Genomic DNA, 22,426 nt, shown 5'->3' on the forward strand with positions numbered 1-22,426 from the left:
ACCACGACCGTCGGTGGCGGGTAGCAACGGCTCGATCCGCTGCCAGGCCTTATCGGTCAGCTCACCACGTCTCACCACGAGGGATCATCTAACCCCAACCACCGTGATCATTTATCAGACATGCTCTAGTGCGCTGTCCACGAACGTTCACCGGGTCGGGCACCGTACGGCGGCGCCGGCTTCGCCGTACCATGACTCACCGACCCGGCGCCAACCACATCCAGCACCCAGCGGGTGGAGAAACGGCATCCCGGTGAAGGAAGGTGGTCACCGCACTAGCCGATACCCGAGGGAGGAGAGTGCCTAGTCCTTGACTTGCTCACGCGGCTTGACCTGGCTCAACGCATGGACCGGTTGACAATTGTCTTCGAGTATCGAATCCCCGGGGCAAGGGGCCCTCCTCTTGCGGGGGAGCACCGGATGCCACGTTGAATGACCACAAATGGGACCATGTCTTCCCGCGGTACCGTGGCACCGTAAGCACCTTGGCGTCTCGCGCCTAACACACATCGCACGGGTATGCAAGTTCAGGCCCATCAAGGCGCCCGCCCGCCATAACCTGAGTAATTAACTGATCGACATATGCGTTGGAGCACATCCTCGCCGCACCGCGACGAAACGCTCCCTCGCCCTATTTGGCGTGCCCAAGTGCTGATCCGAGCACGGAGGAAAGATGAAAGTCACTCCGCCACCTCGCGACCTTAAGTTGCTGAGCGAGTCCGATGAGCGGCAGCGCGTCGCCGAACTCGCCGCCGAGGCCTTCGATGACTTCACAAAGATCATGAAGTGCGGTATCCCTGTGGAGGGCGCCGTCAGGACGCACGTAAGCCTATTGCCTCATGGAACGAGGTTCCCCACGGCGAAGGTCGTCATCCAGGACACCGGGTGGCGCAGGCTGAACTACGCAGAGCTGACCGCTCGGGCTGGCCGGCCGAACAGAGATCGTTACGAAGAGTGCGCCCCCTTCGCGATCGCCACTCACGACACCGAGCCCGAGATGAGCTACCTAAGGCTCCTCGCCATCTTTCTGGTTCGCCGGTCGCATAGAGGCCGGTTCGAGGAGCTTGGACTGTTCGGCATGGGATTCAAGGTCAGCACCGTGCTCGCAACTTGACGGATGGGAACTCTCGCAACTTTGGGCTGCTAGCGTTCAATTCAAGTACGGAGGAAAATTGAAAATCACTCCATCGTCTCGCATTTTGAAGATGCTAGGCGAGATCGAGTTTGATGAGTGGCAGTGCATCGCCGAACTCGTGGACAACGCCTTCGACGACTTCGCGGAGATCGTGAAATCAGGCATTCCGTGGGCGGGTGGCTTCAAGGTGAGCGTGAGCTTGCCATCCCACGGCGCGAGGTCCCACGAGGCGAAGGTCGTAATTCAGGACACTGGGCGCGGGATGAGCTACGAGGAGCTGGAGCTCGCGGTTCGAGCCGGCTGGTCGAACAATGACCGGTTCGACAAGCTGGGCCTGTTCGGCATGGGCTTCAACGTCAGCACCGCGCGCTTGGGCAGATGCACTCGTGTTTTGACGACCCGGCCGGGCGACTCACATTGGATTGGCGTCGAGATCGACCTCGACCGGATCAAGGACGACTTCGAGGCCGAGGACATCAGCGAGCCGAAGTCCGACCCAAACGAGCACGGCACGAAGATTGAGATCTCTCGACTTCATTCGGATCGCGCGGATTGGCTGACTAGGAACGCCGCCAATCTACGGTCCACGCTCGGTCGCGCCTACTCGTACATCTTGGACGAGCATAACTACGAGCTTTGGATCGGCGGGCAACGGGTCAAGCCTAAGCGGCACTGCCGCTGGGGCGACGATCGATATGTGGTCTTCGGAAGTGGCGCTTCCTCTGAGCGGATCCCGGCATACATCGAGATCGACGAGCGATTCGAGCCTGCCGATGCCTGCGCCGACTGCGGCAACTGGCAAGTCCCCAACAAGGGCAAGTGCGAACAGTGCGAAGGCGAACGGCTCACATTGCGCGAGCGCCGCATTCACGGGTGGCTTGGGATCCAGCGGCATCTACACAAGCGCGAGTACGGCATCGACTTCCTGCGGAACGGCCGGAAAATCTTGCAGTGGGACAAGCGGTTGTTCGAGTGGTTCAACCCCAATGATCCTCAGGGGCTGGTCGACATCGAGTATCCGGTCGAGATGGCGCATCAGGGTGGCCGAATCATCGGTGAGATCCATCTCGACCACGTTCCGGTGACGTACCAGAAGAACGCGTTCGAGTACGGAGACCGTAGTTGGCGCGCCGCCATCGACTACCTAAGAGGTCCTGGTCCTCTGCAGCCCGAGAAGGCTAAGCGCCTGGGATACCCGGAGAACCCGAGCCCGCTCGCCAGGCTGTTCAAGGGTTACCGCCGGAACGACGCTGGGCTCCGTTATCTTGTCCCCGGCGACGGCGCCCGTCCGATCCATGACACCACTCGGCGCTGGGCGGAGTTTTTCCACCGCGGAGATGCCGAGTATCAGACGGATCAGCTGTGGTGGGACGCCGTTGTCGCGCACGATTCGAAGGGAAAGAAGGCCAAGCTCGACGTCGCGCAAAATAATTCGCCTGTTCGGGCGGACGAGGCCGCCGTGCTCGACGCGCTAGGCATCGACATCAACGGCTCGCGAACTGCCCCTTCCAAACCTGATGCCGCGGCGAGCGACTCGTCCGTCACACAAACTCCCACGGTCAAGGAGACCGCGCAAGATCGGCTGGCTCGGTACCGGACGAACTCCCGAGCCATGCCTGAGTTGTCGCGCGATTTCGGATCTCCTGTGGTGGGCTTCCTGCAAGTCGAGACGAGGCTTCTGGAGGACACTCAGCTCACCGACGACCAAGGCCTCGTCACTCCCGTACTTGTCGTCCAGAGCGCGGGTGGCAAGGCGACGGCGTTCATCGATGGGAACCACGAAGTGTTTTCTAAACTCGGGGTCGAACCGGCGGACCTGCTGCTCGTCGAACTGGTTACGGTTCTGAAGGTGAAGGCGGAGACCGGCCTGACCCACGCTCAGTTGATCGCCGATCTTCGAGTGAGGTGCCTCCCTGATCACGCGCTGAAAGCCGACGTCGTAGCCGGCGAGGCGAGGGAGTTGCTGACCGACCTGCGGGTGCGAATGGCCAGCAGGGTCGACATCGATCCGGCCCGCGCCTACCAGTACCTGTCCCCGGACGAACTCACCGCGACGGAGAACGCGATGATCGCGAATGGTCAGGTCACTCTAACAGGGAGGCTGGGCGAGACCAGCGAGTTCCTGATGTACGTCCCACCATTGTTCATGGTGAGGCTGCTGGAGTCTTGGCCGGAGGCGTTCATGGACGGCAACGTGTTCGTCGGCCCGTACGTTTCGGTGTCCTCGATGTCGGCGCGCCGAATCAGCCTCGCCAAGGTGGTCGGCTATTTGACGGACATCGCCACCTTGGTCAGCTTCGACGGTTCTGATCTCGGCCCGCAGCAACTGCTCCGGACCCGTCTGAGCGTAAAACTGCTCTCCGATGAGATCGTCGGCGAGTCATGAGCGGCAATTTCCTGTCGGCGGAGGCGCTCCTCGAAGGTGGCCCCTTCGGGCTTCCTCATGCCGTCGAGAGAGCGCTTTGGCATCTGGGATTCGTGGACGTCCGTATTGTGGACGGCGCGAACGATCAAGGCGCGGACATCCTGGCCGTACGAGATCGTGAGCAGTGGGTGTTCCAATCCAAGTGGTCGAGCCGGAGAGCGATCGACCGCTCGGGGATCGACGATATCGAACGGGCACGTACCTGGTACGCGGCCGATCGCGCGGTGCTCGTGACAAATCTGGGGCTGAACCGCTCAGCGGAGGAACGTCGTCGCATGCTTGAATCGGTCGGCATCAAGATCACTGTTTGGGACGGTCCGACTCTGGCGGCCATCTGGGAGCGGATGCCGGATCGGGTCCCGACTGAGTATGCGCTGCGGGATTATCAACTTTCGGCAGCTAATGCCGTGTGGGGGGATTTGTCGCACACCGGCCGCGCGTTGCTCGTGCTCGCTACCGGCCTCGGCAAGACGGTCGTGGGCGGGGAAGTGATCCGTCGCTTCCTAGAAGCGAAGCCCGGCGCGCGGGTGTTGGTCGCCGCGCACATGAAGGAGTTGGTTGAGCAATTGGAGCGCGCGCTGTGGCGCCACCTCGACAAGAGAACTCCCACGCGTCTGCTGACGGGCGAGACGAAACCGGCGTCGCTCGACGGCGTCCTGGTTGGCACCGTGGAGTCGGTTCTCGGCGCGGTTCGCGCCGGGTGGCCGCCCGAGCTCGTGATGATCGACGAGACCCACCATGTGGGTGAGAACGGACGCTTCGCCGAACTGCTCGACCTGTGCGTCCAGTCCGGTCAGTTCGGCGTCACCGCGACACCCTGGAGAGGCGACAAGTTCGACATCACCGCGAGGTTCGGCCGGCCGAGTTACACGATGGGCATCGCCGAAGGGATGGCGGCTGGCTACCTATCAGCGGTTGATTACCGCTTGTTCGTGGACAACCTCGACTGGGAAACCATTCGCAGAAGCAGTAAGCATGGGTACTCGATCAAAGAGCTGAACAAAACCCTGTTTCTGCCTCAGCGAGATGAGGAGATCATCGAGCAGTTGCGCGAGGCATGGCGGGCGACTCCAGATCCACGGGCGATCCTGTTCTGTCAGACGATCGAGCACGCGGAGCGGGTGGCCACCATGCTGGCGACGGCCGATAACGCCTGGCGACGAGCGTCGTACTTGCACAGCGGCCTGGCCCGCCAGCGTCGCCACATCCTCCTCAACGAGTTCCGACTCGGGCGGGTGCCGATCATTACGTGCGTTGACGTGTTCAACGAGGGCGTCGATGTGCCAGATGTGAACCTGATCGCCTTCCTCCGGGTGACGCACAGCCGACGCATCTTCGTCCAGCAACTCGGCCGTGGCCTACGGCTCAGCCCAGGCAAAAAGGCACTGAAGGTCCTGGATTTCGTCACGGACATCCGCCGTGTCGCAGCGACCTTGGACTTGCGTCGCGCCCTGGAAGCTTGCGAACACGAGGACCTCCGCGTGCCTCTACCCCACGGCTCCCGGATCGAGTTCAGCGACGAAACCGCCGGAACGCTGCTAGACCACTGGATTCATGACGCGGCCAGCCTTGAAACCGCCGCTGACGAAGTGCGCCTGCAATTTCCCGAATGAACAGGAATCATGCCATGCCCTCTCCCAGCACCATGAGTCCCGAGCTCAAGAACAAGATCGTCACAAAGATGTTCGCCGAAGCCGAAGAACTCGGCTGGGTATACTTGAGCAGCGACCAGCGCAGCGCCATCTACGGCCGGTGGCTGGACGACCCGGAGGTAGGCGGCCGACTCCGCGAGTTCATGGGGGACGCGAGAGCCCGCGTCTGGATCAAGGAAAGCCCGATGAAGGAGTACGCGCGCGCTCGGTATGGAGTTGGCGGGTACGCGAAGTATGTCGCGAATCCGCTCTCAGGGGCCGAGGACCTGGTGAAACGAGCTCTGGGACCAGACTGGGAGGTTGTGCCCGGCAAACGAGGGATTAAACCTCTCCGCGTGCGTGTCCGCCGCGGAGAGGAGGAGCGGTACTTCACGTGGGCGCCGTCCGAGCAGCTCAAGCACCTCGTCTGGGCCGCGATCAAGGCCGAGGTGTTCGGCGATGCCACACCATGGATCCTGTGCGTCGTGAGCTCATTCGAGAAGCCCATCCCCTCTGACGAACAGGCGACAAACATCAAGATTGCCGCACGCTGTCAGCTGGAGATCGTTCATGTGGACGCGCTCTGATGGATGAGACGGGCGAGGAAGCAGCGGGAGACGGCTGGTTAGTCGCGGCGTGGCGAGCGCTCGACCCACGCTCGCGCGACATGCTCAAGATGCGCTTGGACAAGTGTACATATCGCCGCATCGGCCGAGCGTATGGAGTTACGCATCAGAGGGCTCAGCAGATCGTCTCGGAGTCTGGACGCCGGCTGCTTGAGGTGGCGTATCGAGCTGACCCCAAATGGTCTATCAAGATCCGTGAACTTCTGGAGACACGAGCCGTCATATCCGATGAGGAGCTGTCGCATAGTCTGCGCGATGACAGCGGTATCGCTCGTACCTCGCTCCTGATCGCGGAGGGTCTGCGCCACCCCAAGGCGTGGTCGGAGGAACTGAGCGACCATTGGGCGCTCGGACCCGATGCTCTGAACCCGCTCCTACGGGATCTGGTCGAAGAAGCCCCGTACAGGAAGAACGAGTTGAGGGATCATGCGGCGATCATCGGGATACCAGAGTCTCTCGACATACACGCGATCATGTCCGCCGCTAGGAGCCTATTGGTCCTGGACGATACGGGCGTCTGGGTCCGCAGGAGCGCCAAGAAGCCAGACGCGGCCTACGTATGGCTAACCGACCAGGGTGAACCTAGGCGCGCGGAGACGATTTCCGAGGCGATCGGACAGACGACTCAAGCGACGACCGAAGCGCTTCGGCGAGACACGCGATTTCGTCAGGTACGCCCGGAGGGCACGTGGGCGCTCACTGAGTGGCCTCGCGGCGGCGAGTACGACTACTCCGACGCACTGGATGCGATGATCGCAATCTTGACCGAGTTAGGGCCGCTCTCGCGCCGGGACCTGACTGCCGAATTGCGCCGTCGCTACCCTGTGAGCGACTCTCGTATCCACCGGTGCTTGATCAGCGCCCGTATCGGATTCACCGGTGACGGACGGATCGGTCTCATCGAGCAGGGCGCGATCAGCGTGGACGAGAAGGAGCCACGACAACCGCGCAACGCGGTCTACAACGAGGAATCAGCCCTGCTCGCCTTCCGTCTCAAGGTGGACAAGGACATCGTGCGAGGCAGTGGGGTAGTCATCAGCCCATGGATCACATGGAGGTTGGGGCTACGTCAGGCGCCAATGGACAGGACCTTCGCCGTTGACGGCAGCGGCCGTCAGATCATCTTCCGACGAGGCACCGCAGCGGCGCAGATGTCGAGCGTTCGACTCGAAACAGTCGAGCAGGGCATGGTCCTCGGCTGCGAACTCGCGGTCGTCCTCCGGCTTGAACATGACACCATGACGATCCGCCATGTCTGCGATCCGGACATATGCGCTGCCCGGTTGCCCAACGGGTGAGCGCGGTCTGCGGCGCAAGGTTTCGAACGTGCGTCCGATTTTTCAAGGAGAAGGTGGTGGCGATCAACAACTCCGCGGTACACTTTTCCGATGTCAGAGCTGGGAGCCTTCGCCGATCAAGGCAGAACGAGCGTAGAGCTGTTCGCGGGTGGAGGAGGGCTGGTGATGGCCGTCGGGCGAGCGGGTTTCAGACCCTTGCTCCTCAACGAGCTCGGCAAGCATGCGTGCGCGACGCTAGTCGCCAACGGCGCGCGACCCTATGACGTTGGAGAAGGTCATCCTCCCATTCCCGATCTTGGGGAAGATCCACCGCTTCTGCGTGGCAACGTAGCCAAGGTCGACTTCGAACACCTCCACGGCCAAGTCGACGTTCTAGCGGGCGGACCGCCCTGCCAGCCATTCAGTCTGGGGGGAAACGGCCGTGGGGACGAGGATGACCGCAATGGCTTCCCGCACATGTTCCGGGCCGTTAGAGAGATGCGCCCCAAGGCCATTATTTGCGAGAACGTGCGGGGACTTCTACGCCCATCGTTCGCTCCGTACTTCGAGTACATCAAGAGGGAGTTTACGCTGCCGCGCGAGCAGCGCCCCGAAGGCAGCGCCTGGCACGAGCACGACGCGCGGCTACGCGAGATGATCGACGATGACAGCGGACCGGCGGATGAGCGATACGACGTCGCGCATTTCGCAGTGAACGCCGCTGACTACGGGGTCCCGCAAACCAGAAATCGCGTCATCATCATCGCCTTCCGACGGGACTTGGGTGTGGACATGACAAGGTTCCAGGAACTAGTGAGGCCGCGGTTCTCGGAATCGAGTCTGTATGAGTCAATGACCGACGGCACATACTGGGATAGGCACCCGGAAGTCCCCCGACACGTCCGGGAGACAGTCATGGCGAGGATTCCACGACAGTCAGCTCGAGGGGATACCGGCGAGCGGGCACCCGCCTGGCGGACACTCAGGGACGCCATCAAAGGGATCGACGGGCAGAAGAAGCTACCCCCTATCCCCGTCGATCATCTGGATCGCAAGGAGAGACGGCTCGGCGGCTTCGTCGATCACATCGGCTGGCCAGACGCACGAATCTACGTAGGTCACACCCCCAACGAGTTGGACCGCCCCGCGAAGACTGTGAAGGCCGGCGTTCACGGCGTGCCGGGCGGAGAATCGGTGGTCATGCTAGATGACGGTTCCCATCGTTACATGTCCGTGCGTGAGACCGCGCGAGTGATGACCTTCCCTGATAACTGGGCTCTGGCTGGATCCCGCGGAGAGAAGATGCGGCAACTCGGCAACGCCGTTCCCGTACTACTTGGGCAAGTCTTCACCGAAGCCGTCGCGGTCGTCCTCGACGAAGCGGAGAAATCCACGTGAGCCCGACGGAACGCCTAGACGCGGGGTGCTGGAAGAAGCAGCCTCCTCCCGATAGCGCTTGGCGCCCCGCACGGAACCTTCCTAGATCCGCCCGTACAGCCGAGCAAGACCGCGCCGCAGGTGGATCGAACAGACGCAGGGTGGACCTAGGAAACGGCACATTCGCCCGGGCATCAGTCGAGCTCAAGCTTCCGCGGAGCGCGCGCCGCATCCGCGCCCACCTCCGATGGTCGAACGCGGGCCGGACCGAGTTCGAGTATCTGGGTGAAGTTGAAGAACCGACCAGAGCGCTGAACCTCGCCGCAGCGTGGAAGATCGCTATCGGACGGGGCCTCGTCCTTCCTGACGACGTGCAGGCGGGCAAATCTTGGGCGAGTTCACAAGCGGTACGTGCTTCAATGCGAGAAAACCGGAGGAAGGACACCGGACCAGAACTCGCCCTACGCAAGGCCGTTCATCGCCTCGGTCTCCGCTACCGCGTTGATGCCGAGCCGATCAAAGGATTCAGGCGGCGTGCTGACATAGTCTTCACGAGGACCAAAGTCGCGGTGTTCTCCGATGGTTGCTTCTGGCACGGGTGCCCCGAGCACTACAGGGCCTCTCGGCAGAACGATCAGTATTGGAATGACAAGTTCGCCAAGAACCAGGCCCGGGACCGAGAAACAGATTGCGTCCTCACCGAGGCCGGTTGGCTAGTCATACGGGTCTGGGAGCACGAGTCACCGCATGAAGCGGCCGAGCGGATCGCCGAGGCTGTTACCAGGAGGAGGGACACTTAACCCAGTTCATCTGCGAGACTGACGTTTATCCATGGAGCGCGGTCAGCCATCCTGTGATGACCAGGAGTTCGCGCTGCTGGTCGAGGGTGATGCGTCCGGACAGCAGCCTGGTGACCTGGGCCAGGCGCCTGCGTGTGCGGTCGCGCAAGGTGGTGGCGGGGACGACGGGATGAGCACGGCAGAGCAGGTCGACGGCTTCGGTCAGGGCTTCGATGGCTCCCTTCCCGACGAGGGACGCCTGGGTTGTTGGGTGACTTCCATCATGTTGCGGTACAACTCCGCCTCGGCCTTGAGGGCATCCACCGGGACGAGGAGGGCGATCAGGGATGTCTCGCTGCCTCGGTAGCTGCGGGCGGAAGCCGAGGTTGTGGGATTGCAGGCCGGTGAGTTGGATCAGGGGCAGCCGGTAGGAGGACTGCGGAGGAGACTTCGCCGGCTTCCCAGCGACGGATGCCCTCCTTATCGCAGGCCATACATTCCGTGATGCCGATAGGCGTGCTCTTGACCATCTTGGCTATCTCAGCGCGGGTCAGCCGGTGTCCGTTGGGCCAGACTCTGAGCTGCACGTTGGAGATTTGGTCGGGCATCTGGTGTCTTCCTCCCGGGTGGGTGTTCAAGAGAGGACTGTTGTGCCACCACTAAAAGGTCCTATCGTCGGTGCTTGCCAGTGAACTTGTCATTAAGCAACCAAGGTAGGTAACGCGGCCCGCCATTCGGCATGGCTGGTATTGCGTTCCAAACGGTGAGGTAGTTGGGGCGCCCACAGCGAGATGCAGTTGTCAACCGTGGCGAAAGGGAGTGATTTCGCATTCACTTTATGCGTTCACCGCTAAAATGAGGCTTGATACCGCACAGGTTTAGTGCTTCTCCTGGGCGCGCACTCGCTATCTGGCGCAGTGTAGGCCACCTCGTGATAGCTAAGCATTGCATTGTCAGTCAGTTTTTCGCTACAGTGGCGTGAGTTGTAAGAAACGTAACCTATTGCTTTACGAGGGGTTATGTTTGTTGAGCTGCTTATAGTGCAAATCAGGCGGAAAGGCTAGGGCATGACAACGCTTCATCCAGCAGAAGAAGCTATACGACGCAGCTGGGAATCGCGCGCTCGGTCCAATCATGAGCTGCATGTCGGGCGCGTAATTAGCGGCGGCTATCCCCATCTAGTTCAACTCGTCGCAAGTAAACTCATAGAAGCAGGGATAGACGCATCGGCTATCAGGACTAATGAGATGCTGGGACTTCCCGGCTCTTATGGCGTAGATGATCGATGGGATCTAGTCGTGGTTGCAGACGGTATCCCGGTGGCCGCGATAGAGATAAAGGGGATGGCGGGAAAGGGTTTGGGTAACAATTATAGGAATCGAATATCGGAGCTGCTGAGCAGGGGTGCTGACGTCGATCGGCAATACAGCACCGGTGCACTAAAAATGCACAAGCCCTGTCTGGGTGTTCTCTTCTTGCTTGAGGAAGCCGAAGGGTCAACGAGGCCGATTTCCAAGCCTGCCACGCTTATTCAAACGGAGGACGGATCTAGCTCGGCAGCTTCATATAAGGATCGATTCGGGGAGTTTTTTGATAGACTGCTCCGCGATCGACTCTATGATGCCGTCTGCTATCTGACTGCAACACCTCTGCCAGATGTGCAGGTGTCGGAACCTCGACCTGATATGGGGTTTGACAACTTCGTATCAGTTATCGCGGAACGCGTATCGCATTTGGATTCCCTTAAGAATGCTACTGGGCTCGACTCTGTGAGGTTTGGAGAATTGCTAGCGCTCCGTAATGACCTGGGAAGTGTCATGTCGGGCCTGACGTCCACACCTATTGGACTTTCGGCAGCCGAATTGGCGGTAATCGAGCGTCGTCGGCAGATTGTGAACGAACTGATCGCTCTATCGCTTGATCCCAGAGTCAACGAAACGCGCATGCAGAAAGCGATAGGTAATAATTACTGGCTGTTCGGGGGACAGTATACCGGGATCGCCTCCAGAAGGAATTTGATGCCTTTGGATGAGCATGATATCCCTCTCATTTGCGCAGATGGAAGTCTTGAGATTTTTGAACTGAAAGGCCCGGAGGCTAAGATTGTAAAGCGGCATCGGAATCACCTAGTTGTATCAAATGAAGTGCATGAAGCCGTGAGTCAGTGTATTAGCTATATAAGAACAATCGACGAAACGGGTGCCACACTTCAGACCGTGCACCATAATGAACTGGGGCTAGATTATGACTATCGGCGAGCTCGAGGGGTGGCTGTAATCGGGCATCCAAGCCGTGTAGAAATCGATGGTATTGATCACGGGAAAGTGGACCAGGCGATTCGATCCTATAATGCGCATCTGAGTCGAGTGCGCGTGGTGACGTATGCAGATCTGCTCGAAAGTGCCGAGGGGATGCTGAGCTTTGAAAGTGAAATAAGTCGTGAAGTTTGAATTCATCATCCTTGTCGGACGTGGTGGCGGATTTAGTGATGGCCTATATAGGGGTGTGTCGGGTCATTTCGCAAATCCACCGGCCTCAGAGTCGCAGCGTGGCCTTGGCCGCTGGCTCGAGCGGGATCCACACTCAGGCAACTTCCTTCGTGGTGGCCTCTAATCACTGGTAGCTGAGTTGCTGAAGCGTGGTAGAACGCTTGGTGTGGAGGAGCGGCGGGATCGGTTGCGGGGGTTGGGGGAGCTGTTTCGGCGGCTGCGTCGGGAGGCTGGGCTGACGGGTAAGGAGTTGGCGCAGAGGGCGCAGGTCGGGCAGCCGACGATCTCGCGGATCGAGACGGGGCAGCTTCTTCCTACACCGGAGACTGTTGAGCGGGTTTCGGCTGCTCTGGGGCTTGGCGAGAGGGACCGCGGCGAGCTGGATGCGCTGCTGGCGCGGTTGCGGGATGAGGTGTCGCGGCTGCGGGGTGGGTTGGCCGGCCGGGAGGCGGCGAATGCTGCCCAGGTTCGTTCGGCTCAATGGGTCGCGGTGTTCTCTTCGGCGATGATTCCGGCGCTGTTGCAGACGGCCGAGTACGCGCGGTTGGCGTTGGCGGTCGGCCGGGATGTGGATGAGGAGGACGCGGCCAAGGCGGCGGCCGTGCGGGTTGAGGCGCAGGCGGTGCTCTTTGAAGAGAGCCGGAAGTTCGCGTTCGTGCTGACGGAGGGGGCGGTGCGGACGTGGCCCGGGTCACCGTCGTTGATGCTCGCCCAGCTTGATCGGTTGGTTCAGGTGTCGACGTTGCCGCATGTTCGGCTGGGTGTTGTGCCTTGGAAGACTGAAGCGCCGGCCTTTCCGTTGCATGGGTTCACGCTCGTCGATGGAGCCGTGAGCGTGGTGGAGAGCCTGACGGGTGATCTCACGTTGACCGAGCCGGGTGAGATTGCCATGCATGAGGACGCTTTCGAGGCATTCGCGGCTGCGGCGGTGTACGGGGATGCTCTGCGGGATGTTCTGGGTGAAATCGGGGCGGACTTTCGGAAGTTGGCGGCCCAGCTAGAGAAGTGACGCATTTATGCGTCGAATTCCTTGAAGATGACCAAGTGCAGGTCATACGCTCGCGACGTGGGTGTATAGCCCTCTAGACGTTGGAGCGTATCCATGAGCGCATGGCGCATGTCCCGGTCCTTCCTCGGCACTTCCCCCTCGGTCAGGGAAGCCCGCCGATTCATCACGACCTTCCTCGCGGGCTGGCCGATCGTGGAGTCGGCAGAACTCATCGTCAGCGAGCTGGCCGCCAATGCCGTGCGTCACACCGCCAGCGGCAGGTTCGGCGGGCAGTTTCAGGTGATGATCCACGCCCAGCACGACAGGGTATGGCTGGGCGTCGTTGATGCCGGCGCCGCGCACGGTCCCAGCGTCTTCTCCCCGGAGGACGATGAGGAGGGCGGCCGGGGATTGATGATCGTCGGCGCCCTGGCCGACACCTACGGCATCCGCGGCGACGAACGAGGCCGCACCGTATGGGCGCTGCTGCTGGTCAATGCGGGCAAGAACGCTCCGGCCGCACCTCTGCCGGGCTCCGAGGCATCACGTGCTTGATTGGCTGCCCTTCCGGTGTGAGCGTGGTCCTTGTCGCGTGTGGCTCGCTGAGTGGGGTCTACCGTGAGTCCGCGGGGAGTGCCTAATCGCAGGTGGTACATAAGGGCGGTAAGCCTTCAAAGTGGTGAGCAGCTCAAACGCGTACTGTCTAGGGGAATAGACGACAAAGCGTCTAGGGGCCTAGACTCGGTGGAGCATCACCGAGAGGAACCGGCCGTGCCATCCAGCGAGCTTGAGCGTATCGCCGCGATCGAGGACCCGTACGTCCTGCTGCGCGCGGCCACCGAGCGGCTCAACGCCGCCCAGCAGGAAGTGGCCGAACTCGCGCGGCTGCGGCGCCGGGTGATCCAGGACCTACACGCCCAAGGCATGTCGTACGCCCAGATCGCCGAGGCCGCCGGCCTGACCCGGGGCAGGATTCACCAGATCCGGCACACCGGCCCAGCCCCGGAAGGGGCGTTCCTCGGCACAGGCACGCTCACGATCGCCACCCCGCTCAAGCAGGACGCGATCAAGGCGCGTCCGGTCGTGGCGATGGAAGATGTCTCCGCGGGCAAGCGGTTGGAGGATTTGGCCCGGAGCTTCGGATTGTCGGTGGAGTTGGAGCACGTCCCCCTTGGCGGGGACATCGATCTCAACCGGCCCAATCTGATCGTGATCTGCGGGCCGCGGCTCTCGCCGGTGATGGCGCAGACATATGAGTCCGATCCGGTGTTGGAGTGGGGCAAGGCCGACGATGGGCCGTGGACGATCCGTGACAGCCGTACCGGCACCACCTACCGGTCCGGAGAGGACAGCGACCCAGCCACCAACGTGGACTACGCCTACCTCGGCCGACTGGCCCGGCCGGATGGGAAGGGCAACGTGCTGGTGTTCACCGGTATCCATCCGCAAGGCACCCTCGGCGTCGTCAGCCTGATCGTCTCGGACATCAACACGCTCTGGGGTCAGGTCGGCGAAGACCGGTTCTCCACGGTGGTGGGGGTGGAGTACGACCCGGCGACCGGGGAACCGGTGAAGGCGGAATTGGCCAGCCCGCTCTACCGGCACGAGGGGGACTAGGTGCGCGTCACCTTCGCCACCCAGCCTGTCAGCCAGGGCCGGCCGAATGAGGACTTCGTCGCGGCGACGCCCGATGCCGTGGTGCTGCTGGACGGCGCGGGTACGCCCGCCGGGTCGGAGTCCGGCTGTTCCCATGGTGTGGCATGGTATTCGCGCATGCTCGGCTCGACGCTGCTGGCCTCGATGACGCAAAGCGCTGGGACTCTGACCGAGATCCTCGGTGAGGGCATCAAGGCCGTGACCTCCATGCACCAGTTCATCTGCGATCTGGCCCACGCCGGCTCACCCTCGGCCACCGTGGTCATGCTTCGCCGTACCGGCGACATGCTGCAGTGGCTGGTGCTCGCCGACTCAGTCCTCATCCTGGACATCGCCGATTCGGCTGAGCCGTTGGTCGTCTGCGATGACCGCGAGGCGCAGGTTGGCGCGCGGTACCGCAGCCGCATGGACGCCCTTCCTGGCGGCAGTCCGGAGCACGAGCAGGCGCATCGTGAGTACGTCGAAGCGATGCGGCAGCACCGCAACCGGGACGACGGATTCTGGGTGGCCTCGGTGGAACCTCTCGTCGCCGAACAGGCCGAGACCGGTGCCCTACGGGCTGACCAGGTCCGTGCAGCCGCATTGCTCAGCGACGGCGCGTCCCGCCTGGTCGACCGGTTCGGCTTGGCCACCTGGCGACAAGCTCTCGATCGCCTGGACGCCGACGGCCCTGCTGAACTGATCCGCCACGTTCGACAAGCCGAACGCTCTGACCCGGATGGCACTCGCTGGCCTCGCGGAAAGCCGATTGATGACGCTACCGCCGTATTTGTGAAGGTTGGCGAAGACGCTGAGCGAGCGACATGAAACTCTTTGTGTCCATCCCTCTAGACAACCGCACCGCACCTTACTTATCTTCTTCTGCATAGCCCCCTAGGCAGTTCGTCTCAGCAGCCTCGCTGTAGCCGTCTAGGGGGATCGACAAGAAATGAAGCGACGGGTATCCGAGGCGCCATCTCGATCCGATTCGAGGATGTGTTCCCCAACGGCTGCTTCATGGTCGGTGAGGTCGACCAGGTCAAGGACTTCGAGGCTGTCATCGAGGCGGCGCACATAGCTGCTGTGCACGCGGGCCGATGCCGTCCCGCACGACGGATACGCCGCCCCGCCCGTGGTTGTCGTGGCGTGGATGGTCACGCGGTTGGCGCTGATGGTGAGGGTGTTGACCGCGACGTCAGGGATATGGCCGAGCCAGAGGTCGTTGAGGAGATCGTCAGTCACGACCGCTCATGATCGTGGAGTCGGTGCCCCTCCGTGGCCCTGGCACCAAAAGTGATCCAGAACCTAAAATATTCAGCCGTCGTTTACAGGCTCCAGCCCTTCGGTCTACTCCGGGTGCGCTGTTTCATCCCGCAGAGGCACCGGAAGTGCCATGTGACCTGCGGGAACGTCGCTAGCGTCATCCCGTTGATATCCCGTGAAGGGTGGCTCGGGCTGCTTTGGGTGGCATCCGGCTGCGGGTGGGGGCGGTGGCCGGCCGATGCAAAAGACCAGGTCAGTTGGGGTGCGACCTGGTCCTGAGGGCGCGCCCTGCAGGATTCGAACCTGCGACCGTCGGATTAGAAGTCCGATGCTCTGTCCAGCTGAGCTAAGGGCGCTCTCGGATAATTGTGCATGATCTGGGGAGCGTCCGCGTACCGCTTGGGACGTGGCGCGCCCGCCCGTGTCCTTCGTATGGATTGTATGAGCCGGTGGGTGGTGCGGTCGGCGATCAGGAGCATGGCAGGGTACCGCCGGTCGTGAGAGAGACACATGGCCCGGTCGCGTTGCCGGGGGTCGGTGGCTGTGTTGTGAGAGAGACGCGTGGCCGGGTGGCGGTGCCGGGGTCGGGGTCGGGGGCGGTGGTGAGACTTGGTCGCGGCGTGGCGGGGGAGTGGGCGAGCGGGGTGAATCCTCCAGGTCTGATGGCGGCTCTGGGTGGTGGCACTTCTGGGGTGTTGGGCGGTCGGCCCTGTTGGGGGGTGATCTTTGGGGTTATTGTGGCGTTTGTGCGTGGTGGCGGCAGGGCGCGGATCGCGGTGGTGGTGTGAACACGGCGTGGTTGGTGTGGGGTGGGCTGGCTCTCGGGTCGTTCGCCGTACTGGAGACGATCGCGCTTCTGAACCACCGCGAGGGGGACACGCTGTCGGAGCGGCTCCGTGAGTGGCTGGGCATCTACCCGGTTAAACATTGGAGGCTCGCCACCAGCGCCGCTCTGCTGGGGCTGCTGGTCTGGTTCGGCTGGCACATCGTGTTCCAGCAGTAGCGATCGAGTGAGCTCATGCTCTCGAAGCCGGCCTCGATATGGTGTCGGCGCGATTCGCTGTGGCCGATGGAGGTGCGCCGGGCGGCTTCCTTCACGCTCAAGCCGCGCGCCTCACGGGCCGGCCGTAAGGGGCCTCGGGCAGCTGCGGCCTGTGCGACCAGGAGGCCGCCGAAACTGAGCGTGACTAGCTGAGCGGCCACAGATGCGGTTGGCGAGCGCGCTCTAGGCGGCTGGTCACCTGACCAGGGTCATGGCGGCGAGGGTCGCCAGCGAGACGGCGAGGCAGACGGCGAGCAGCCACTGGACGAGGAGCAGGGCCGACAGCCGCTCTTCGACCGGCGGAGACATCGTCCGGCCGCGCCGCGTCAAGATGGTCATCGCCCATCCGAGGATGGCGGCGCCGCCGGCCATCAGGACCTCGCATCCGTAGATCGCAGCGGTGAGCGGGGGAAGGTGCTGCGGCGCGCCGGTGAGGTCGATCACGGCGCAGGCCGCCAGTAGGGCCGACGCCCCGGTGCGCGCGATGCGCACCGACGTGCGGGACGCTGCGGTGACATGGTCGCCGGTGTCGTCTGTCCGGTGTGAGAGGTCGAAGCGGTCTGTGGTGTCCGCTGGGTGTGGGGCGGAATGGTCTGCGATCTCCGCTGGGTTTGAGAGGGCGGAATGGTCTGTGATGTCTTCCGCCCAGTGCGGGGGCAGGAGGGGTCTGTGGTGTCTTACGCCTGGTGGGGGGCCAGGATGGTGCGTGGTGTCTTCCGTCCGGCGCGGAGGGCCGGGGCGAGCGCGGTCTTGAGGCAAGGTCGGCCGCCCTACTCGTCGTCGTCGGGGGTGTAGCTGGCGGGTTCGGCGGGCAGCGTGTAGCTCCGCTCGATCAGCGAGACGACGCGCTGCCTGCTCCCGGCCGCGTCGGCGTCCCGGCTCCCCTCCACATCGGCCACGTCTCCGGCGAGGTCGTCGTCGCCGAGGGAGTCGCGGATCCACCGCGAGTAGTCCCCGCCGCGCAGGTGGTGCAGCCAGGTGTCCTCGTCCACGCCCTCGGCCAGTTCGACGAAGGTGTGCAGGTTGCGCGCCCGCAGCCGTAACCGTTCTTCCGGCCCGGTGAAGTAGAAACTGTCGTCCTCGGACATCGTCCCGGCGGCGTACTTGCGCCGGTGCCGGGTGCGCTCGGCGCGGCCGGGCACCAGTTCCACCCGCTCCGTCCGGTCCTCCCCGATCCGCCACACCACCAGGTCGCCCGTCCCTGACGACGCCGGGGAGGGTTCGCGCGTCCCCCGGGCCTGCGCGAAAGCCGCCACGGTCGCCTCGGAGTCGTCGCCGACGGCGATGAGGGTGTCGGCCAGACGCAGCGCGGCCGGACTCACCGCCTCGGGATGCACGGTGACCATCAGCAGCGACCCGATGTCCCGCGCTTGCTTCACCGCGATCTCGGGGAGGTCGGCCGGCATCAGGTGGTGCGCCTCGTCCACCACGACCCAGTGCGGATGCCCCAGCCTGGCACGCAGGGCGGCAATGCGGGGGAGGACCTCGGTGAAGAAGCCGGGACGGTCGCGCAGCGGCATGCCGATCAGGTTCACCACGGCGCTGTGGTCCGGGGACTCCAGCAGCCGCAGCACCTCCTCCACGCCGGGAGCCCGATCGGCGTCTCCGAGAACGGTCACGCCGGGGAACTCGCTGTAGTCGCCCTCGGGGTCGATGACGACGCACTGGTGACCGCACTCCACCAGCCGTTCCAGCAGCGCCGTCGTCGCCGTCGACTTGCCGCTTCCCGAGGGGCCGGCCACGATCGCCCCCGTGCCGTACGGCGGCAGTCGCACCTCCGAGCCGTCCTCGCGGCGGCCGAGCAGGACGTACCCGCGGGGGATCTCCAGCGCGTCCAGGTCGCCGGCGATCATCATCTCGGCCAGTTCCACCACCCCCTCGCCGTCCTTTCCGGCCAGGCGGAGGTCGGCGGTGTCCTTGAGCGCGGGCAGCGCGTTGGCGACCGCCGCGCCGCACCCGGCGCTCGAGAGGAAGGCGTGGTCGTTCTCCGCGTCTCCTACCGCGACGACGTTGTGCGGCGAGACCTTCAGCCGTTTCAGGGCGGCCGCGAGGCCGCTCGCCTTGGTGACGCCGGCGGGCAGCACCATCACGGCGCCCTTGTTGTAGCTGACCTGGAGTTCGAGTCCGAGGTCGCGGATGGCACCGAGCACCTTGGTATCGTGCGGCTCCTCAGTGGCGACGATGACCCGCCCGGCGGCCAGTGGAGTGACGCCTTCGGCCCGCAGTCGCTCCAGGAGCCGCTCCGGCGGAGGCGCGGCCAGATTCTCCGTGGCGCGCCGCCCGGGGTCGTACAGGACAGCGCCGTTCTCGGCGACGATGAGGTCGAACAGCCGTGGGTGCTCGAAGATCTCCAGCAGGTCGTCCAGCCGGCGACCGGTCACCATCACCAGTCGCACCCCGATGCGGGAGAGCCGTTCCAGCGCCGTCAGTGTCGCGTCGGCCATCCGCCCGCGTCGCACCAACGTCTCGTCGAAGTCGCATGCCAGTACGTGGAAGCGCATGCCCGGACGACTACCCGCCCGTGCCGATCGTTCCGTCCCGGTTCGTGAACCTTGGACGAACTTCATGACAACGCCAGGAACCGCCCACGGGTTTTTCGCGGTCGTAGTCGTACTTCACCAGCTCGTGGTGCCGGCCGGCGGCGCCTGGTCGCGCGTACACCCGGTGTCGTGGGCGTAGCCCGCCGGCGGGCCGCTCGTCGCGGTTCGCCGGCGGGTGTGGGGCGTCAGATATTAGAAGTTCTTGGTGCGGACGACCCAGGGGGATGTGTTCGCCAGGGTCGACAGGATGTACGAGCGTGCTGTGGCGTTGCCGTTGAGGGTCATGTCCAGGAAGTGGACCACCGTGGTCATGCCGTCGGTTCTCTGGGAGCCGGTGATGAAGCCGGTGTGACCGGCCTGCGGGTGCTCGGCCAGTACGGCGGGTACCTGGACCAGGTCGTAGTTGGCCCGGGTGTTGTCGTAGGCGATGTCGGAGCTGCCGCCGTCCATGAACAGCGCCGGGGTGTGCAGCTTGTTGAGTTCCGAGCGTGAGTATCCGAACGAGCCGTCGGCGAACAAGCCACTGTCGAGCGAGATGACGCTCTTGACCCGCTGGTCCTGGGCCGCGATCAGTGCTTCGAGTCCGCCGCAGGAGTGGCCGGCGGTGGCGACCTTGGAGAGGTCGAGGCGCTGGTAGAGCGGCGAGCCGCTGCGGGCGTTCTCCTGCTGGGCCCAGGTGATCGCCTCGGTCAGCAGCGACGGGATCGGGTTTCCGCTCGCCACTCCGTTCGACGAGCCGTCGACCGACGCGGTGTCCACCACGACGAAGCCGCGGGCCGCGATGAACGTCAGGATCTGGACCACCTCGCTGCCGTCGGTGTGCGCGCAGGCGCCGTTGCCGAAGGCCAGCACGGGCATGGTGCCCTCCACGGCCGCCGGGTTCGACGGCCGGTACACGGTGTAGCGGTTGGTGCCGTAGGCGCCTTCACGGGTGACCGAGTAGTTGTTCTCGATGGCCGGACGGCCCGGCGACGTGGGGGTGGGCGTCGGCGTGGGGGTCACCGTCGGCGTCACCGTCGGGGTGGGGCTGGGGGAGCTGGTGCCGCCGCTCCAGGTCCATTTCTGGTTGTTGCCGCCGTGGCAGGTGTAGAGCTGGATCTTGGTGCCGTTGGCGGTGCCCTGGCCGGTGGCGTCCAGGCAAAGTCCGGACTGCACGCCGGCGATGCTGCCGTCGGAGTTGCGGCGCCACTGCTGGTTGGTGCCGCCGTGGCAGGAGTAGATCTGCACCTTGACGCCGTTGCCGGTGCCGGCCGCGTCCAGGCACTTGTTGCCGTAGACCTTGATCTCACCGGCGGAGGTGGAGGACCAGTTCTGGTTGGTCTGGCCGTTGCAGTCCCACAGTTGCACCTGGGTGCCGTCGGTGGTGGTGGCGTTGGGCACGTCGATGCAGCGACCGGAGGCTACGCCCCTGATCGCGCCGTTGCCGCCACCACCGGGATCGGTGGGAGTGGGGGTCGGGGTGGGGGTCACGGTGGGTGTCACCGTGGGGGTCGGTGTCGGTGTTGGGGTGGGTGTGGGGTTGGGGGTGGCGGCGTTGAGGGCGTTGAGGACGGAGTTGTAGGCGGCCTTCTTGTTGCCGCTGCCGTCGAACAGCAGGGCGGTGGCGCCGGAGCCGAGCCAGGAGTCGGTGTCGCGGACGCCCCATACGGTGATGCCGGCGCAGCGGGGCACGGCGAGGCAGTCGTTGGTGACGGCCTGGTAGGTGCTGGCCGAGCCGCCCTGGATGTCCAGTTCGGTGATCTGGACGTCGACGCCGAGGGCGGCGAAGCTGGAGATGGTGGTGCGGTAGTTGCTGTTGTAGGCGCTTTGGTTGTTGAAGTGGGACTGCAGGCCGACGCAGTCGATGGGCACGCCGCGGGATTTGAAGTCGCGGACCATGTTGTAGACGCCCTGGGTCTTGGCCCAGCTCCAGTTGTCGATGTTGTAGTCGTTGTAGCAGAGCTTGGCGGCGGGGTCGGCGGCGCGGGCGGTGCGGAAGGCGACCTCGATCCAGTCGTTGCCGGTGCGCTGGAGGTTGGAGTTGCGCCGGCCGCCGTTGCTGTCGTCGAAGGCCTCGTTGACGACGTCCCAGGCGTAGATCTTGCCCTTGTAGTGGCCCACCACACCGTTGATGTGGTTGATCATGGCTTGGCGCAGGTTGCTGCCTTCCATGCCCTGCATCCATCCAGGCTGCTGGTTGTGCCAGGCCAGGGTGTGTCCGCGCACGCGCTTGCCGTTCTGCACGGCCCAGTTGTAGACCCGGTCGCCGCTGGAGAAGTTGAACTGGTTCTGGTTGGGCTCGGTGGCGTCGATCTTCATCTCGTTCTCGGCCGTCACCATGTTGAACTCGCGGTTCGCGAGGCTGGTGTAGGCCGAGTCGCCGAGCTTGCCCGAGGCGATGGCGGTGCCGAAGTAGCGGCCGCTCTGCGCGGCCGCGGCACCGAGGGTGCTCTCGGCGGCGCCGGCGGTGCCCGGCACGATCAGCGCGGTGGTCAGGCCGAAGACGCCCAGGGCGCCGGCGATCAGCGCCTGGCGGATACCGCCGACGCGACGGCGGGCCCCAGGTGGGGCCGAGTCGTACATGCCCATGCGTGAACTCCAGAAATGCATAAGGGAACGGAGAGAATGCGGAATCATCTGCGGACTCGACGTCGCGTCATCGTCATCATCGAGACGCACACCACAGGACGTCGCGGCCAGGGCCCATGCGACACGCACCACCGACTGACAAGGGCGGCCTGGGTGCTCAGTGTGGAAACACTTCTGAAATGTGTCAAGACCTCACTGAAACTTTCGGGTACATGGAAAGGCGATGGCGGGGCTTGCCTGCATGGTTCGTGACAATGACGTTGAAAGTTTCGGGACGCAGTTCTTGTCGGTCGCGGTGGTGAATGTTTCAGCGCGGCGTTCCTGATCGCCACGTGCGGATGGCGGGCGAAATCGCTCGACAGACGCGTGTCCGGGTCCGCCGGCCCCGTCGAGCCAGGTGACAGATCCTTGACCGGGCGGACCTGATTGTGTTTACTCCCACCAACGCCACCGAACGTCGTCCTCAGCTGTGGAAGGGAGTCCGTCGCGACAAGTCGTTGACGCTCGCACATTCGTCGTTGCGTGGACGTCCGTCGACAGCAGTGCGTGAGACCTTTGGGCCGACACCACGTTCGCTGGTCTCACCCGCAGCCTGTCCTTCGCCCAGATTGTGAATGCGCGGGGGGAAGCGGTGTCGGCATCCGTATCGGC

At 63.6% G+C, this 22,426-nt stretch carries 18 protein-coding genes and 1 tRNA gene; 13 read left to right on the plus strand and 6 right to left on the minus strand.

Going from position 1 to position 22,426, the window contains the following annotated elements; all coding sequences use genetic code 11:
* Window positions 1-673 precede the first annotated feature (673 nt).
* The 7 genes from ACFO60_RS24680 to ACFO60_RS24710 all read left to right on the plus strand — a co-directional run bounded on the left by ACFO60_RS24680 (window position 674) and on the right by ACFO60_RS24710 (window position 9,271).
* Complete coding sequence (locus ACFO60_RS24680) at window positions 674-1,114, plus strand: hypothetical protein (protein WP_380843942.1); 441 nt, start codon at window positions 674-676, stop codon at window positions 1,112-1,114.
* A gap of 91 nt (window positions 1,115-1,205) precedes the next feature.
* Window positions 1,206-3,521, plus strand: a complete 2,316-nt coding sequence (locus tag ACFO60_RS24685) for an ATP-binding protein (RefSeq protein ID WP_380843944.1) — start codon at window positions 1,206-1,208, stop codon at window positions 3,519-3,521.
* Entirely contained in the window at window positions 3,518-5,173 is a 1,656-nt protein-coding gene (locus ACFO60_RS24690; RefSeq protein WP_380843946.1) for a DEAD/DEAH box helicase, read from the plus strand. Before ACFO60_RS24685 ends, ACFO60_RS24690 begins: the two co-directional genes overlap by 4 nt.
* A gap of 32 nt (window positions 5,174-5,205) precedes the next feature.
* Entirely contained in the window at window positions 5,206-5,778 is a 573-nt protein-coding gene (locus ACFO60_RS24695; RefSeq protein ID WP_380843948.1) for a hypothetical protein, read from the plus strand.
* Complete coding sequence (locus tag ACFO60_RS24700) at window positions 5,778-7,115, plus strand: hypothetical protein (protein WP_380843950.1); 1,338 nt, start codon at window positions 5,778-5,780, stop codon at window positions 7,113-7,115. The genes ACFO60_RS24695 and ACFO60_RS24700 overlap by 1 nt, the downstream gene beginning before the upstream one ends.
* Window positions 7,116-7,205: 90 nt before the next feature.
* The gene (locus tag ACFO60_RS24705; protein WP_380843952.1) at window positions 7,206-8,492 is read left to right on the plus strand and encodes a DNA cytosine methyltransferase; all 1,287 of its coding nucleotides are present in this window, start codon (window positions 7,206-7,208) and stop codon (window positions 8,490-8,492) included.
* 398 nt (window positions 8,493-8,890) lie between these two features.
* Complete coding sequence (locus ACFO60_RS24710; protein ID WP_380844201.1) at window positions 8,891-9,271, plus strand: very short patch repair endonuclease; 381 nt, start codon at window positions 8,891-8,893, stop codon at window positions 9,269-9,271.
* Window positions 9,272-9,296: 25 nt separating this feature from the next.
* Here ACFO60_RS24710 and ACFO60_RS24715 read toward each other — a convergent pair whose 3' ends face one another.
* Window positions 9,297-9,419, minus strand: coding sequence for a hypothetical protein (locus ACFO60_RS24715; protein ID WP_380843954.1), 123 nt, complete (start codon window positions 9,417-9,419; stop codon window positions 9,297-9,299).
* 898 nt (window positions 9,420-10,317) lie between these two features.
* On the opposite strand from ACFO60_RS24715, the gene ACFO60_RS24720 reads away from it, so the two are divergent.
* The 5 genes from ACFO60_RS24720 to ACFO60_RS24740 all read left to right on the plus strand — a co-directional run bounded on the left by ACFO60_RS24720 (window position 10,318) and on the right by ACFO60_RS24740 (window position 15,190).
* Window positions 10,318-11,700, plus strand: a complete 1,383-nt coding sequence (locus tag ACFO60_RS24720; RefSeq protein WP_380843956.1) for a Shedu anti-phage system protein SduA domain-containing protein — start codon at window positions 10,318-10,320, stop codon at window positions 11,698-11,700.
* A 205-nt stretch (window positions 11,701-11,905) separates the two neighbouring features.
* Window positions 11,906-12,748, plus strand: a complete 843-nt coding sequence (locus tag ACFO60_RS24725; protein WP_380843958.1) for a helix-turn-helix domain-containing protein — start codon at window positions 11,906-11,908, stop codon at window positions 12,746-12,748.
* A 93-nt stretch (window positions 12,749-12,841) separates the two neighbouring features.
* On the plus strand, window positions 12,842-13,282 hold the full coding sequence (locus ACFO60_RS24730) for an ATP-binding protein (RefSeq protein WP_380843960.1): 441 nt from the start codon (window positions 12,842-12,844) through the stop codon (window positions 13,280-13,282).
* A gap of 216 nt (window positions 13,283-13,498) precedes the next feature.
* Window positions 13,499-14,344, plus strand: coding sequence for a sigma factor-like helix-turn-helix DNA-binding protein (locus tag ACFO60_RS24735; RefSeq protein WP_380843962.1), 846 nt, complete (start codon window positions 13,499-13,501; stop codon window positions 14,342-14,344).
* Entirely contained in the window at window positions 14,345-15,190 is an 846-nt protein-coding gene (locus ACFO60_RS24740) for a protein phosphatase 2C domain-containing protein (protein WP_380843964.1), read from the plus strand.
* Between the two features lie 102 nt (window positions 15,191-15,292).
* Here ACFO60_RS24740 and ACFO60_RS24745 read toward each other — a convergent pair whose 3' ends face one another.
* Together ACFO60_RS24745 and ACFO60_RS24750 are read right to left on the minus strand one after the other, a co-directional pair.
* Window positions 15,293-15,604: a hypothetical protein gene (locus tag ACFO60_RS24745; RefSeq protein ID WP_380843966.1), complete on the minus strand. Its 312-nt coding sequence runs from the start codon at window positions 15,602-15,604 to the stop codon at window positions 15,293-15,295.
* A 303-nt stretch (window positions 15,605-15,907) separates the two neighbouring features.
* Window positions 15,908-15,981: transfer RNA gene (locus ACFO60_RS24750), tRNA-Arg, on the minus strand.
* A gap of 428 nt (window positions 15,982-16,409) precedes the next feature.
* Between ACFO60_RS24750 and ACFO60_RS24755 the strand changes: the two genes are divergently transcribed.
* Window positions 16,410-16,628, plus strand: a complete 219-nt coding sequence (locus ACFO60_RS24755) for a hypothetical protein (RefSeq protein ID WP_380843968.1) — start codon at window positions 16,410-16,412, stop codon at window positions 16,626-16,628.
* Window positions 16,629-16,862: 234 nt separating this feature from the next.
* Here the strand turns inward: ACFO60_RS24755 and ACFO60_RS24760 are convergent, their stop codons facing one another.
* From ACFO60_RS24760 to ACFO60_RS24770, 3 genes are all read right to left on the minus strand, one after another.
* The gene (locus ACFO60_RS24760) at window positions 16,863-17,159 is read right to left on the minus strand and encodes a hypothetical protein (protein ID WP_380843970.1); all 297 of its coding nucleotides are present in this window, start codon (window positions 17,157-17,159) and stop codon (window positions 16,863-16,865) included.
* 278 nt (window positions 17,160-17,437) lie between these two features.
* A complete protein-coding gene (locus ACFO60_RS24765; RefSeq protein WP_380843972.1) occupies window positions 17,438-19,168 on the minus strand; it encodes an HAD-IIB family hydrolase in 1,731 nt (576 codons plus the stop codon).
* A 231-nt stretch (window positions 19,169-19,399) separates the two neighbouring features.
* Complete coding sequence (locus ACFO60_RS24770) at window positions 19,400-21,775, minus strand: endo-1,4-beta-xylanase (protein ID WP_380843974.1); 2,376 nt, start codon at window positions 21,773-21,775, stop codon at window positions 19,400-19,402.
* Window positions 21,776-22,426 lie beyond the last annotated feature (651 nt).

The sequence above is a fragment of the Sphaerisporangium dianthi genome (genome assembly GCF_042654065.1).
In the GTDB taxonomy this organism is placed as follows: Bacteria; Actinomycetota; Actinomycetes; order Streptosporangiales; family Streptosporangiaceae; genus Sphaerisporangium; species Sphaerisporangium dianthi.